The following is a 13,482-nucleotide window of genomic DNA, read 5'->3' on the forward strand; positions in this document are numbered from 1 at the left end:
AGAGGGGGCGGAGTTGCGGTGGATTTCTTCAAAACGCGTCTATTCCTGCGCTTGCTGCGCGTCCAGTAGTGATCGACCCGATGTCCGGTCAATGAACCCGTACTTTTAACATTACTGCCCACCAGCCGCCATGGCGGCGCGCCGGATGGGCGCGAACGGTGAGCAATCTTCAATGGGTGTAATTTGAGCACGCATTGCCTTGCGTGACAAAGGCTTATGCTGTGTTTTTGCACAGGTGTGACAACAAAGCGTCGGGTTGGTGCCGATTGCCTGAAAAATCTGCTGGCAATTGCCTTGGCAAGCGTCAGCGCTGCGGCTTGGCGTTGGATTGACCTGCTGACGAGGGCGGGCCATGCTGTCAGCCCTCCCCTCCCCCACTGCACATGACGCCCATGCTGACCTGGCTGACCCGCGACTCGCTGACCTTTCCGCCCCTGACAAAGGCTCTGCAGGAGCCCAACGGATTACTTGCCGCTGGCGGTGACTTGAGCCCCGCGCGCCTGGTGCAGGCCTATCGGCATGGCTGCTTTCCGTGGTTTCAGGATGGTCAGCCCATCCTCTGGTGGTCACCCGACCCACGCACGGTGTTGTTCCCCGACGAGCTGCACGTGTCACGCTCGCTGGCCAAGCTGATCCGCCAGCAGCGTTATCAAGTCAGCTTCGATACCGACTTCGAAACAGTGATTGCCGCCTGCGCCGCGCCACGCGACTACGCCGACGGCACCTGGATCACCGACCCCATGCGCGCCGCCTACTGCGAGCTGCACCGGCGCGGCTTCGCCCACTCGGTTGAAGTGCGCGAGAACGGCGAGCTGGTTGGCGGCTTGTACGGCCTGGCCATGGGCCGGCTGTTCTTTGGCGAGTCGATGTTCAGCCGCGCCGACAACGCCTCCAAGGTCGGTTTCGTGACCCTGGTCGAGCATCTGCGCGCCGCCGGTTTCGTTCTGATCGATTGCCAAATGCCCACCAACCACCTGCACAGCCTCGGCGCCCGCTCGATCAGCCGCGCCAGTTTTGCAGAGCACCTTGAACGCCACCTTGATCAGGCCGTCGACGTCAGCTGGGTTCGCTAGGCGAGTTTGCCCGGCTGGCTTACACTTAGGACTACGTCTTGCAGAGGGGTCGATCATGACAGAGTTGGCGCGGTTGAAGTTCTATGCCACTCAGCCCCACTCCTGCAGCTACCTGCCCGATGAGCAGGCGACCACGCTGTTCCTCGACCCTAGCCAGCCGATGGACGTCGATGTGTACGCCGACCTCTCCGAAATGGGCTTTCGCCGCAGTGGCGACCACCTGTATCGCCCGCATTGCCAAAACTGCAACGCCTGCGTGCCGGCGCGCATCCCCGTCGCCCGCTTCATCCCCAACCGCCAGCAGCGACGCATCCTCAAGCGCAACAGCGACCTGCAGGTGATTGCCGCCCGGCCGTCGTTCAAGGAAGAATATTTCGACCTGTACCGGCGCTACATCGAGCAGCGCCACAGCGACGGCGACATGTATCCGCCCAGTCGCGATCAGTTTTCCACCTTTCTGGTGCGCGATCTGCCATTCTGCTGGTTCTATGAGTTTCGCCTGCACGGGCGGCTGCTTGCGGTGGCGGTATGCGATATGCTGCCCAACGGGCTGTCGGCGGTGTACACCTTCTACGAGCCGGATGAAGAACGCCGCAGCCTGGGGCGCTTCGCCATTCTCTGGCAGATCAGCGATGCACTGCGCCAGAACCTTGAGGCGGTGTACCTTGGCTACTGGATCAAGAACTGCAAAAAGATGAGTTACAAGACCCAGTATCGCCCCATCGAACTGCTGATCAACCAACGTTGGGTCAGCCTCAATTGAAAGCATTGGCTTGAAATACTCTTTTCGGGCATAATCCACGCCACTTTTTTGCCCGGTGCAGTTGCGCGTCGGGCCTACACTGGATACCGAGGGCTTTACTGCATGTCGAAAGAAGACAGCTTCGAAATGGAAGGCACTGTCGTCGACACCCTGCCCAACACCATGTTCCGCGTGGAGTTGGAAAATGGGCACGTCGTAACCGCGCATATCTCCGGAAAAATGCGCAAGAATTACATCCGTATTCTCACTGGCGACAAGGTTCGCGTCGAACTGACGCCTTATGACCTGAGCAAGGGCCGCATCACTTACCGCGCCCGTTAAGCTCCAGCCATGAAAAAGCCCGGCCAATGTGCCGGGCTTTTTTGTAGGCAAAAAAAGGGCCGCCGAAGCGACCCCTTCTCCTCGATCAAGCCACTTCGGCAGTGGTCTCGAAGTCGAACACCAACTCGCCATCACGCAGCTCGATGTGCACCACACCGCCATGCTCGGCCAGCTCACCGAACAGGATCTCTTCAGCCAATGGCCGCTTGATCTTGTCCTGAATAAGCCGCGCCATCGGCCGGGCGCCCATCTGCACGTCATAGCCGCTGGCAGCCAGCCAGCCACGCGCCTCGTCACTGACCTCGAGCAGCACACGCTTGTCTTCCAGCTGAGCCTGCAGTTCGATAAGGAACTTGTCGACGATGCTTTTGATCGTCTCGTGGCTCAGGCGACCGAACTGGATGATGGTATCCAGGCGGTTGCGGAATTCCGGCGTGAAGCTCTTGCGAATGACTTCCATCGCATCCGACGCATGGTCCTGATGGGTAAAGCCGATGGAGGCCCGCGCCGCGGTTTCAGCGCCGGCGTTGGTGGTCATGATCAGGATCACGTTGCGGAAGTCCGCCTTGCGCCCGTTGTTGTCGGTCAGGGTACCGTGGTCCATCACCTGCAGCAGCAGGTTGAAGACTTCCGGGTGGGCCTTCTCGATCTCGTCGAGCAGCAGTACGCAGTGCGGCTGCTTGGTGATCGCCTCGGTGAGCAAACCGCCCTGATCGAAACCGACATAGCCTGGCGGCGCACCGATCAGGCGCGACACGGTGTGTCGCTCCATGTACTCGGACATGTCGAAGCGCACCAGCTCAACACCCAGCGCCTTGGCCAGCTGACGCGCGGCCTCGGTTTTGCCGACACCGGTAGGGCCGGCGAACAGGAACGAGCCTACGGGCTTGTCCGGGGCTTTGAGGCCGGCTCGCGACAGCTTGATCGCGGTCGACAGCGAATCGATCGCCGGATCCTGACCAAATACGGTCAGTTTCAGGTCGCGCTCCAGGTTACGCAGCAGCTCTTTGTCGGAGCTGGATACGTGCTTTGGCGGAATCCGCGCGATTTTCGCGACGATATCTTCGACCTGCGCCACTTCGATGCGCTTGACCCGATTGGCCTCCGGCTGCAAGCGCTGATAAGCGCCCGCCTCGTCGATCACGTCGATGGCCTTGTCCGGCATATGCCGGTCATTGATATAGCGCGCAGCCAGCTCGGCAGCGGCGCGCAGGGCCTCGTCGCTATACTCGATGTGGTGGTGCGACTCGAAGCGGCCTTTCAGCCCGCGCAGGATGCCCACGGTGTCTTCCACCGATGGCTCCGACACATCGACCTTTTGGAAGCGCCGCGCCAGGGCCCGGTCCTTCTCGAAGATGCCACGGAATTCCTGGAAGGTAGTCGAGCCAATGCAGCGGATATCACCTGATGAGAGCAGTGGCTTGAGCAGGTTGGACGCATCCATCACACCGCCCGAAGCAGCGCCGGCACCGATGATGGTGTGGATCTCATCGATGAACAGGATCGCCTGCGGACGTTTGCGCAACTCACCCAGCAGCGCCTTGAAGCGCTTCTCGAAGTCACCGCGGTACTTGGTCCCGGCCAGCAGTGCGCCGAGATCGAGCGAATAGACCACGCTCTGCGCCAGCAGGTCAGGCACCTGACCATCGACGATGCGTTTGGCCAGGCCTTCGGCGATGGCCGTCTTGCCGACCCCCGCTTCACCGACCAGCAACGGGTTGTTCTTGCGCCGGCGAGCGAGAATCTGCGCTACGCGCTCGACTTCCTGCTCGCGGCCCACCAACGGATCGATACGGCCCTGACGCGCCTGCTCGTTGAGGTTGCTGGCGTAGGTGTCCAGCGGATTGCTCGAGGACGACGTTTCGCCACCCTCTTCATCCTGCATGTCCTGGTCGCTGTCCGCGCTCGGCCCGTGGCCCGGCACCTTGGAGATGCCGTGGGCAATGAAGTTGACCACGTCGATACGGGCCACACTCTGCTGCTTGAGCAGAAACACGGCCTGGCTTTCCTGCTCGCTGAAGATAGCTACCAGCACATTGGCGCCGGTCACTTCACGCTTGCCCGAACTCTGCACATGGAACACCGCGCGTTGCAGCACGCGCTGGAAGCCCAGGGTTGGCTGGGTCTCGCGGTCTTCGTCGTGCACCGGGATCAGGGGTGTGGTGGAGTCGATGAACTCTTGCAGGTCGTGCTTGAGCTTGTCGAGATTGGCGCCACAGGCGCGTAGAACGGTTGCGGCCGCCTCATTGTCAAGGAGTGCCAACAGCAGATGTTCGACGGTCATGAATTCATGACGCTTCGAACGGGCCTCCTTGAAGGCCAGATTGAGGGTGACTTCGAGCTCGCGGTTTAACATAGCTTCACCTCATACCCAAGTGGTCGGCGATTAACCGTCCTTCTCGATTTCACAGAGTAGCGGATGCTGGCTCTCCCGGGCGTATTGGTTGACCTGCGTCGCCTTCGTTTCGGCGATGTCGCGGGTAAACAATCCGCATACTGCCCGCCCCTCGGTATGGACGGTCAGCATGATCTTGGTCGCCAGCTCGCGGTTCAAACTAAAGAACGTCTCGAGCACTTCGACGACGAAATCCATTGGCGTGTAGTCATCGTTGAATAAAACCACCTTGTACATGGGTGGCGCCTGCAGGATCGGCTTGGCTTCTTGAACAGCCAGACCGGAGCCATCGTCCTCGTTGGTCTGAGGACCATCCTGATTGAATGTTAGTCGAATCTGACTGTGTGCATGCATGGAAAGAATTTCATCACATCGACAAGTTAAGGTAGTGGGTTGACCGCATAGGGCTGGCGCCGGCGCAGGCGCCGCATGACCTTGACTATCGGCAAAACGGTGTTACAACCAATAGAACCCACCGTGGGCGATAAAGATCCGCGCAGTCAACCAGATTTTTCGCAAGGTTCGTATGCGGATACGTGGATGATACTCCAGTGATGGAGTCCTTTGCAGAGGGACATAGGGATGACAAGCGGTAAAGTCAAGTGGTTCAACAATGCCAAGGGCTATGGGTTCATCAATGAAGACGGCAAGAGCGACGACCTCTTCGCCCATTATTCGGCCATTGAGATGGACGGATACAAGACCCTGAAGGCGGGTCAATTGGTGAGATTCGAGATCATACAAGGCCCCAAGGGCCTGCATGCGGTCAAGATCCAGGCAGCCACTGCTGACTCTACTGCACCAGTAAATACAGTGCCTGAGCCTTCGACTGTGGGCGCCTGAGCCACTTCTCTGCTGCTGTGAATACGAACAGACCGATCGCCTGTTTAACAGGCGATCGGTTTTTCGTGTCTACATGTGTTTGATCATCTCATCGCCAAAGCCTGAGCTACCCACCAGCGTAGCGCCGTCCATCAGGCGCTCGAAATCATAGGTAACGGTTTTCGCCGCAATTGCGCCGTTGGTCCCTTTGATGATCAGGTCGGCAGCCTCGATCCAGCCCATGTGCCGCAGCATCATTTCGGCTGAGAGGATCACCGACCCCGGATTGACCTTGTCCTGCCCGGCATATTTGGGCGCAGTACCGTGCGTCGCCTCGAACATTGCCACGGTGTCCGACAGATTCGCCCCAGGCGCAATACCAATGCCACCGACCTCTGCCGCAAGCGCATCGGACAGGTAGTCGCCGTTGAGGTTGAGCGTGGCAATCACGTCGTACTCTGCCGGGCGCAGCAAGATCTGCTGCAGCATGGCATCGGCAATCGCATCCTTGACCACCACCTTCTTGCCGCTCTTGGGGTTGGTGAACTGCATCCACGGCCCGCCGTCGAGCAACTCGGCGGCGAATTCTTCCTTGGCCACCTCGTAGCCCCAGTCCTTGAACGCGCCCTCGGTGAATTTCATGATATTGCCCTTGTGCACCAGGGTCAGCGACTCGCGGTCATTGTCGACAACATACTGCAAGGCCTTGCGCACCAGGCGCTTGGTGCCCTCCCTGGAGACCGGCTTGACGCCAATGCCACAGTTCTGGTCGAAGCGGATCTTGGTGACGCCCATTTCTTCCTTGAGAAACTTGATCACCTTGATTGCTTCGGGCGAGCCGGCCTTCCACTCGATGCCTGCATAAATGTCTTCGGAGTTTTCCCGGAAGATCACCATGTCGACGTCTCCCGGCTTTTTCACCGGACTCGGCACGCCCTCGAACCACACCACCGGGCGCAGACATACATATAGGTCAAGCTGTTGGCGCAGGGCCACGTTCAACGAGCGGATGCCGCCGCCGACCGGCGTGGTCAGCGGGCCTTTGATCGACACCACGTATTCCTTGACTGCGTCGAGGGTCTCTTGCGGCAGCCAGGTGTCCTGGTCATATACCTGGGTAGCTTTTTCACCGGCATAGACCTCCATCCAGGCGATCTTGCGCTTGCCGGCGTAGGCCTTTTGCACCGCGGCATCGACCACCTTGATCATCACCGGGGAGACGTCGACCCCGATTCCATCGCCTTCGATATAAGGAATGATCGGGTTGTCGGGCACATTGAGCGAATGGTCGGCATTGACGGTGATCCTGACGCCGTCGGTCGGCACCTTGATTTTCTGGTATCCCATGCTTGCACTACTCCGGAGTCGGGTGTGGGTGGACATCATGCGATCCAATCAGCCTAAACCACATCTGCCGACCTGCAAGGCCCGCTCTGCACCTGCGGCAATGCACCACATTGCGGCTTAGTCTTTGGTCTTATAAATGCGCTGATACCACTTGGCCTTGCTGATTAGCCCAAAGGGTTTGGTATACTCCGGCCCTGACCGTAAGGTCATGGGGGCGAATCCCCGGAAATCGCGGCTTGCCCCCGGCCCTCGAAGGCCACAAAGTCTGGGCTGTTACCGCATCCCAGCCGCTTGACGCTCGACTGATGCATCCACCATCACCGCTCGCAGCCTCTCGACCTTTTGCCCATGGCGCGCCGTGGGCGATGCGCCTACCCAGCGCAGCCCGAGACTCGAGTACGCTCAGCAAAACAGAGAGTTAACCCGCATGCCCACCCGCTCTAAGATCATCTATACCTTCACCGACGAAGCCCCTGCCCTCGCCACCTATTCGCTGCTGCCGATCGTCGAAGCGTTCACCGCCTCGGCTGACATCGCCGTCGAAACTCGCGACATCTCCCTGGCTGGCCGTATCCTTGCGGCATTCCCGGAGCAACTCGGCGCAGACAAGCAGGTAAGCGATCATCTGGCGGAGCTGGGCCAACTGGCCACCACCCCTGAAGCCAACATCATCAAGCTGCCGAACATCTCGGCCTCGGTGCCTCAGCTCAAGGCTGCGATCAAGGAACTGCAAGCCAAGGGTTACGCCATCCCTGACTACGCTGACGAGCCTGTCAGCGCTGCCGAAAAAGAATCCCGCGCGCGCTACGACCGCATCAAGGGCAGCGCCGTGAACCCGGTACTGCGCGAAGGCAACTCCGACCGCCGCGCGCCGCTGTCGGTCAAGAACTACGCACGCAAGCACCCGCACAAGATGGGCGCCTGGGCTTCCGACTCGAAATCGCACGTGGCCCACATGAGCCAGGGCGACTTCTACGGCAGCGAAAAAGCCGCACTGATCGAAGCTGACGACAGCCTGCGCATCGAACTGCTGGACAAGAACGGCGCAACTACCGTTCTGAAGGAAAAAACCGCTGTCAAAGCCGCTGAAGTGGTTGACTGCGCGACCATGAGCCGCAAAGCCCTGAAAGCCTTCATCGCCGAGCAGATCGCCGATGCCAAGGCCAGCGGCGTACTGCTTTCGGTGCACTTGAAAGCAACCATGATGAAGGTTTCCGACCCGATCATGTTCGGCGTCATCGTCGAAGAGTTCTACGGCGAAGTGCTGACCAAGCACGCTGCAGCGCTGGCCGAAATCGGCTTCAATGCCAACAACGGCATCGGCGACCTGTACGCCCGCATCAAGGACCTGCCAGCTGACCAGCAAGCGCAGATCGAAGCCGACATCCAGGCCCTGTACGCCGTGCGTCCAGCCCTGGCGATGGTCAACTCCGACAAAGGCATCACCAACCTGCACGTGCCGAGCGACGTTATCGTCGACGCCTCGATGCCGGCCATGATCCGTGACTCGGGCAAGATGTGGAACACCGCCGGCGAGCTGCAAGACGCCAAGGCCGTGATCCCGGACCGCTGCTACGCCGGTATCTACCAGGCTGCCATCGAAGACTGCAAAGTCAACGGCGCCTTCGATCCGACCACCATGGGCAGCGTACCGAACGTTGGCCTGATGGCGCAGAAAGCCGAAGAGTACGGCTCCCACGACAAGACCTTCGAAATCAAGACCGATGGCGTCGTGCGCGTCGTTGATGGCAAAGGCAACGTGGTTCTGCAACAGAACGTCGAAGCTGGCGACATCTTCCGTATGTGCCAGACCAAAGACGCGCCGATCCAGGACTGGGTCAAGCTGGCCGTCAACCGTGCCCGCCTGAGCGGTACCCCAGCGGTGTTCTGGCTCGACCCGGAACGCGCTCACGACGGCGTGATGATCGAGAAAGTCCAGAAGTACCTGAAAGACCACGACACCACTGGCCTGGACATCCGCGTCCTGCCACCGGTCGAGGCGATCAAGTTCTCCCTGGCCCGTATCCGCGAAGGCAAGGACACCATCTCGGTGACCGGCAACGTTCTGCGCGACTACCTGACCGACCTGTTCCCGATCATGGAGCTGGGCACCAGCGCCAAGATGCTGTCGATCGTGCCGCTGATGAACGGCGGTGGTCTGTTCGAAACCGGCGCTGGCGGTTCGGCACCCAAGCACGTGCAGCAGCTGGTTGAAGAGAACTTCCTGCGTTGGGATTCGCTGGGTGAGTTCCTCGCACTGGCGGCCTCGCTCGAGCACCTGGGCGACACCTACGCCAACCCACGTGCCAAGGTTCTGGCCAACACCCTGGACCAGGCTACCGGCAAGTTCCTCGACAACAACAAGTCGCCTTCGCGCAAGGTTGGCGGTATCGACAACCGCGGTAGCCACTTCTACCTGACCCTGTACTGGGCTCAGGCTCTGGCTGCACAGAGCGACGACGCTGCGCTGCAAGCACGCTTTGCCCCGCTGGCCAAGACCCTGACCGAGAACGAAGCGACCATCGTCGCCGAACTCAACGCGGTACAGGGCAAGCCAGTCGACATCGGTGGCTACTACGCCCCGGATGCCGAGCTGACCGCCAAGGTGATGCGCCCAAGCCAGACCCTCAACAACGCGATTGCTGCGCTGTAAGGCTCGCTTGAAGTAACCCCACAAACCCCGGCCACGCACCGGGGTTTGTGCTTTTCAGGGTTTGTCATCAAGGCCCACTGGGGCTGCTGCGCAGCCCAATCGCGACACAAGGCCGCTCCTACAGAGAGGTCGTACGCGGTCCCCTGTAGGAGCGGCCTTGTGTCGCGAAAGGGTCGCAAAGCGACCCCAAATTCGAAAGGACACCACAAATGACCTGGCACCCCCACATCACCGTAGCCACCGTGGTCGAAGACCAGGGCCGCTTCCTCTTCGTCGAGGAATTCAAAGCCGGCCAGCACGTCTTCAACCAACCGGCCGGCCACCTCGAACCGAACGAAACCCTGCAACAGGCCGCCTTGCGCGAAACTCTCGAAGAAACCGCCTGGGATGTCGAGCTGACCGGCGTAATCGGCATCTACCTGTACACCGCCCCCAGCAACGGCGTCACCTACCAACGCATCTGCTTCGCCGCCCGCCCCGTCCAACATCACCCGCAACGCGCCCTCGACAGCGACATAACCCGCGCCCTGTGGATGACCCGCGCCGAGCTGCTGGCCGAGCCACAACGCTGGCGCAGCGAGCTGGTACCGCGCTGCATCGACGACTACCTGGCAGGCCCGCTGCACAGCCTCGCCCTGCTGCGCGACTGACGCGCGCGAGCGGGCCTGATAGAATCGACCTTTTTCCCTGATACACATCGGTAACCATGACCAGCCCAGCACTCAAAGACCCCGCCAAGACCCGCGTCATCGTCGGCATGTCCGGCGGCGTCGACTCTTCCGTCTCCGCCCTTCTGCTGATTGAGCAGGGCTACCAGGTGGAAGGTCTGTTCATGAAAAACTGGGAAGAGGACGACGGCACCGAATACTGCACCGCCCGCGAAGACCTGGCCGACGCCCAGGCCGTGTGCGACCGCATTGGCATCAAGCTGCACACGGCCAACTTTGCCGCCGAGTACTGGGACAACGTGTTCGAGCACTTCCTTGAAGAGTACAAGGCTGGGCGCACGCCAAACCCGGACATCCTCTGCAACCGCGAGATCAAGTTCAAGGCCTTCCTCGACTACGCGCTGTCGCTCGGTGCCGACCTGATCGCCACCGGCCACTATGTACGCCGCCGCGATACCGGCGAGCTGACCGAGCTGCTCAAGGGCCTGGACCCGAACAAGGACCAGAGCTACTTCCTGCATGCCGTCGGCGGCAAGGAAATCGCCCGCACCCTGTTCCCGGTCGGCGAGCTGGAAAAACCCGAAGTGCGCTCCATCGCCGAGAAACACGGCCTGGCCACTGCCAAGAAAAAGGACTCCACCGGCATCTGCTTCATTGGCGAGCGGCGCTTCAGCGACTTCCTCAAGCAGTACCTGCCAGCCCAGCCGGGCAACATCGAAACCACCGAAGGTGAAGTCATCGGCCGGCACCACGGCCTGATGTACCACACCATCGGCCAGCGCCAGGGGCTGGGCATCGGCGGCCTCAAGGACGCTGGTGACGACCCGTGGTACGTGCTGGTCAAAGACCTCGCCCGCAACGTGCTGGTGGTCGGCCAGGGCAACGAGCACCCATGGTTGTTCTCCCGCGCCCTGCTCGCCTCGGACATCTTCTGGGTCAACCCGATCGACCTCACCACCCCGCGCCGCCTCACGGCCAAGGTGCGCTATCGCCAGGGCGACCAGGGTTGCACCCTGGAACGCACCGAAAGCGGCTACCGCGCCGTGTTCGACGAGCCGCAACGTGCGGTCACCCCCGGCCAGTCGGTGGTGTTCTACGACGGCGAGGTGTGCCTAGGCGGCGGCGTGATCGAGACTGCCGAGCCGTGGAGCCCGCGCCCATGAGCAACCTGCACGAGCAGTTGATTGCCCTTGGCGGCGTGTTTCAGGCTGCGGTGCTGGTCGACAAGCTGGCACGCACCGGCCAGTCCAATGACGCCGAACTCGGCTGCATGCTTGGCAGCCTGCTGGTGATGGACCCCAAGGACACCCTTGAGGTGTTCGGTGGCGATGACCTGAACCTGCGCGACGGTTACCGCGCCCTGGTCGGCGCACTCGAGCGCGAGCCCAGCAGCCTGCAGCGCGAGCCGCTGCGCTATGCCCTGTCGATGCTCGGCCTCGAGCGCCAGCTGGCCAAGCGGGGCGACCTGCTGGAAACCATCGGCAACCGTCTGCCGCAGATCCAGGGCCAGGCCGATCACTTCGGTCTGACCCACGAGAACGTCATCGCTTCCAGTGGCGCCTTGTATCAGGACACCCTGAGCACCTTGCGCCAGCGCATTCAGGTGCATGGCGACATGCGCTTCCTGCAGCAAGCCAGCAACGCCTCGAAGATCCGTGCCCTGCTGCTGGCCGGGATCCGCGCCGCACGCTTGTGGCGTCAACTGGGCGGGCACCGCTGGCAGCTAGTATTCAGCCGACGCAAATTGCTCAACGAGCTGTACGGCATGATGCGTACCACCCCCTGAACACCGCGCATCCCCGCCTTGCGCGGTCCATGTAGGAGCGGCCTTGTGTCGCGAAAGGCGCGCGTAGCGTGCCCGGCAATTCTAGGGTGCCGCGCAAATCTTGGGGCCGCTACGCAGCCCTTTCGCGACACAAGGCCGCTCCTACACGGACCGCGCCAAGCATTGAAACGGCTCGACCTTTGGTCAGCCACCCGACCTCGGCGCATTTTTCATGTATGATATGCGCCCTCCAAAAGCCTGACTGTCCGAGAACACCCCATGCAGCTTTCCTCGCTCACTGCGGTTTCCCCTGTAGACGGCCGCTACGCCGGCAAAACCCAGGCCTTGCGCCCTATTTTCAGCGAATACGGCCTGATCCGTTTCCGCGCCCTGGTCGAAGTGCGCTGGCTGCAACGCCTGGCCGCTCACCCGCAAATCGGTGAAGTGCCGGCATTCTCGGCCGAGGCCAACGCCGTTCTCGATACCCTTGCCAGCGATTTCCAGCTGGCCCACGCCGAGCGCGTCAAGGAAATCGAACGCACCACCAACCACGACGTCAAGGCCATCGAGTACCTGCTCAAGGAGCAGGCTGCACAACTGCCTGAGCTGGCCAACGTCAGCGAGTTCATCCACTTCGCCTGCACCAGCGAGGACATCAACAACCTGTCCCACGCACTGATGCTGCGCGCCGGCCGTGATGACGTGCTGCTGCCGCTGATGCGCCAGATCGCCGAAGCGATCCGCGCGCTCGCGCACCAGCATGCCGACGTGCCGATGCTGTCGCGCACCCACGGCCAGCCAGCCTCGCCGACCACCCTCGGCAAAGAGATGGCCAACGTCGTCTACCGCCTCGAGCGCCAAATCGCGCAAGTCGCTGCCGTGCCGCTGATGGGCAAGGTCAACGGCGCCGTCGGTAACTACAATGCGCACCTGTCGGCCTACCCGCAGATCGACTGGGAAGAAAACGCCCGCGCCTTCATCGAAGACGAGCTGGGCCTGCAGTTCAACCCGTACACCACCCAGATCGAACCGCACGACTACATTGCCGAGCTGTTCGACGCGATCGCCCGCTTCAACACCATCCTGATCGACTTCGACCGCGACGTCTGGGGCTACATCTCGCTGGGCTACTTCAAGCAGCGCACCGTTGCCGGTGAAATCGGCTCGTCGACCATGCCACACAAGGTCAACCCGATCGACTTCGAAAACTCCGAAGGCAACCTCGGCATCGCCAACGCCCTGTTCCAGCACCTGGCCAGCAAATTGCCTGTTTCGCGCTGGCAGCGTGACCTGACCGACTCCACCGTGCTGCGCAACCTGGGTGTGGGCTTCGCTCACAGCGTGATCGCCTACGAAGCCAGCCTGAAGGGCATCAGCAAGCTGGAAGTCAACACTCAGCGCATCGCTGCCGACCTGGACGCCTGCTGGGAAGTGCTCGCCGAACCGATCCAGACCGTCATGCGCCGCTTCAACATCGAAAACCCCTACGAGAAGCTCAAAGAGCTGACCCGTGGCAAAGGCATCACCCCTGAGGCGCTGCTGACCTTCATCGATGGCCTGGACATGCCAGCCGATGCCAAGGCCGAGCTCAAGCAGCTGACTCCTGCGACCTACATAGGTAACGCAGTCGCGCAGGCCAAACGCATCTAAGATCACGCCTGCGTCTGACGCCCGG

Annotated in this window: 13 protein-coding genes; 9 read left to right on the forward strand and 4 right to left on the reverse strand. The window is 61.2% G+C overall.

What is annotated here, in order from left to right:
* Positions 1 to 111 precede the first annotated feature (111 nt).
* Complete coding sequence (locus ACQZ2L_RS10590) at positions 112 to 354, reverse strand: hypothetical protein (RefSeq protein WP_430325998.1); 243 nt, start codon at positions 352 to 354, stop codon at positions 112 to 114.
* A gap of 38 nt (positions 355 to 392) precedes the next feature.
* On the opposite strand from ACQZ2L_RS10590, the gene aat reads away from it, so the two are divergent.
* From aat to infA, 3 genes are all read left to right on the forward strand, one after another.
* Complete coding sequence (gene aat, locus ACQZ2L_RS10595; protein WP_430325999.1) at positions 393 to 1,073, forward strand: leucyl/phenylalanyl-tRNA--protein transferase; 681 nt, start codon at positions 393 to 395, stop codon at positions 1,071 to 1,073.
* A gap of 55 nt (positions 1,074 to 1,128) precedes the next feature.
* Positions 1,129 to 1,836, forward strand: a complete 708-nt coding sequence (locus ACQZ2L_RS10600; protein WP_430326000.1) for an arginyltransferase — start codon at positions 1,129 to 1,131, stop codon at positions 1,834 to 1,836.
* Positions 1,837 to 1,938: 102 nt separating this feature from the next.
* Positions 1,939 to 2,157: a translation initiation factor IF-1 gene (infA, locus tag ACQZ2L_RS10605; RefSeq protein ID WP_002553999.1), complete on the forward strand. Its 219-nt coding sequence runs from the start codon at positions 1,939 to 1,941 to the stop codon at positions 2,155 to 2,157.
* A gap of 85 nt (positions 2,158 to 2,242) precedes the next feature.
* On the opposite strand, the gene clpA is transcribed toward infA, so the two are convergent.
* Both clpA and clpS read right to left on the reverse strand, forming a co-directional pair.
* Positions 2,243 to 4,513: an ATP-dependent Clp protease ATP-binding subunit ClpA gene (clpA, locus tag ACQZ2L_RS10610; RefSeq protein ID WP_430326001.1), complete on the reverse strand. Its 2,271-nt coding sequence runs from the start codon at positions 4,511 to 4,513 to the stop codon at positions 2,243 to 2,245.
* A 30-nt stretch (positions 4,514 to 4,543) separates the two neighbouring features.
* Entirely contained in the window at positions 4,544 to 4,906 is a 363-nt protein-coding gene (gene clpS, locus ACQZ2L_RS10615) for an ATP-dependent Clp protease adapter ClpS (protein WP_101320839.1), read from the reverse strand.
* A 228-nt stretch (positions 4,907 to 5,134) separates the two neighbouring features.
* Here clpS and cspD point away from each other — a divergent pair, with 228 nt between their 5' ends.
* Positions 5,135 to 5,395 carry a cold shock domain-containing protein CspD gene (cspD, locus tag ACQZ2L_RS10620; RefSeq protein ID WP_430326002.1) on the forward strand — a complete coding sequence of 87 codons (261 nt, stop codon included), beginning with the start codon at positions 5,135 to 5,137 and terminating at the stop codon, positions 5,393 to 5,395.
* A 69-nt stretch (positions 5,396 to 5,464) separates the two neighbouring features.
* Here cspD and icd read toward each other — a convergent pair whose 3' ends face one another.
* On the reverse strand, positions 5,465 to 6,721 hold the full coding sequence (gene icd / locus ACQZ2L_RS10625; RefSeq protein WP_430326003.1) for an NADP-dependent isocitrate dehydrogenase: 1,257 nt from the start codon (positions 6,719 to 6,721) through the stop codon (positions 5,465 to 5,467).
* A 427-nt stretch (positions 6,722 to 7,148) separates the two neighbouring features.
* On the opposite strand from icd, the gene ACQZ2L_RS10630 reads away from it, so the two are divergent.
* The 5 genes from ACQZ2L_RS10630 to purB all read left to right on the forward strand — a co-directional run bounded on the left by ACQZ2L_RS10630 (position 7,149) and on the right by purB (position 13,457).
* Positions 7,149 to 9,374: an NADP-dependent isocitrate dehydrogenase gene (locus ACQZ2L_RS10630; RefSeq protein WP_430326004.1), complete on the forward strand. Its 2,226-nt coding sequence runs from the start codon at positions 7,149 to 7,151 to the stop codon at positions 9,372 to 9,374.
* 209 nt (positions 9,375 to 9,583) lie between these two features.
* On the forward strand, positions 9,584 to 10,024 hold the full coding sequence (locus ACQZ2L_RS10635; protein WP_430326005.1) for an NUDIX hydrolase: 441 nt from the start codon (positions 9,584 to 9,586) through the stop codon (positions 10,022 to 10,024).
* Positions 10,025 to 10,080: 56 nt separating this feature from the next.
* Positions 10,081 to 11,205, forward strand: a complete 1,125-nt coding sequence (gene mnmA, locus ACQZ2L_RS10640) for a tRNA 2-thiouridine(34) synthase MnmA (RefSeq protein ID WP_430326006.1) — start codon at positions 10,081 to 10,083, stop codon at positions 11,203 to 11,205.
* Positions 11,202 to 11,828, forward strand: coding sequence for a high frequency lysogenization protein HflD (gene hflD / locus ACQZ2L_RS10645; RefSeq protein WP_430326007.1), 627 nt, complete (start codon positions 11,202 to 11,204; stop codon positions 11,826 to 11,828). Before mnmA ends, hflD begins: the two co-directional genes overlap by 4 nt.
* A gap of 258 nt (positions 11,829 to 12,086) precedes the next feature.
* Positions 12,087 to 13,457, forward strand: a complete 1,371-nt coding sequence (gene purB, locus ACQZ2L_RS10650) for an adenylosuccinate lyase (RefSeq protein ID WP_430326008.1) — start codon at positions 12,087 to 12,089, stop codon at positions 13,455 to 13,457.
* The last annotated feature ends 25 nt before the right edge of the window (positions 13,458 to 13,482 follow it).

This window comes from Pseudomonas shirazensis, from assembly GCF_050496565.1.
GTDB lineage: Bacteria > Pseudomonadota > Gammaproteobacteria > Pseudomonadales > Pseudomonadaceae > Aquipseudomonas > Aquipseudomonas shirazensis_A.

Excerpts from the sequence above, each read along its gene's own strand:
- ACQZ2L_RS10590 (WP_430325998.1), bottom strand. The coding sequence starts at position 354 with ATGGCCCGCCCTCGTCAGCAGGTCAATCCAACGCCAAGCCGCAGCGCT.
- aat (WP_430325999.1), top strand. The coding sequence starts at position 393 with ATGCTGACCTGGCTGACCCGCGACTCGCTGACCTTTCCGCCCCTGACA.
- ACQZ2L_RS10600 (WP_430326000.1), top strand. The coding sequence starts at position 1,129 with ATGACAGAGTTGGCGCGGTTGAAGTTCTATGCCACTCAGCCCCACTCC.
- infA (WP_002553999.1), top strand. The coding sequence starts at position 1,939 with ATGTCGAAAGAAGACAGCTTCGAAATGGAAGGCACTGTCGTCGACACC.
- clpA (WP_430326001.1), bottom strand. The coding sequence starts at position 4,513 with ATGTTAAACCGCGAGCTCGAAGTCACCCTCAATCTGGCCTTCAAGGAG.
- clpS (WP_101320839.1), bottom strand. The coding sequence starts at position 4,906 with ATGCATGCACACAGTCAGATTCGACTAACATTCAATCAGGATGGTCCT.
- cspD (WP_430326002.1), top strand. The coding sequence starts at position 5,135 with ATGACAAGCGGTAAAGTCAAGTGGTTCAACAATGCCAAGGGCTATGGG.
- icd (WP_430326003.1), bottom strand. The coding sequence starts at position 6,721 with ATGGGATACCAGAAAATCAAGGTGCCGACCGACGGCGTCAGGATCACC.
- ACQZ2L_RS10630 (WP_430326004.1), top strand. The coding sequence starts at position 7,149 with ATGCCCACCCGCTCTAAGATCATCTATACCTTCACCGACGAAGCCCCT.
- ACQZ2L_RS10635 (WP_430326005.1), top strand. The coding sequence starts at position 9,584 with ATGACCTGGCACCCCCACATCACCGTAGCCACCGTGGTCGAAGACCAG.
- mnmA (WP_430326006.1), top strand. The coding sequence starts at position 10,081 with ATGACCAGCCCAGCACTCAAAGACCCCGCCAAGACCCGCGTCATCGTC.
- hflD (WP_430326007.1), top strand. The coding sequence starts at position 11,202 with ATGAGCAACCTGCACGAGCAGTTGATTGCCCTTGGCGGCGTGTTTCAG.
- purB (WP_430326008.1), top strand. The coding sequence starts at position 12,087 with ATGCAGCTTTCCTCGCTCACTGCGGTTTCCCCTGTAGACGGCCGCTAC.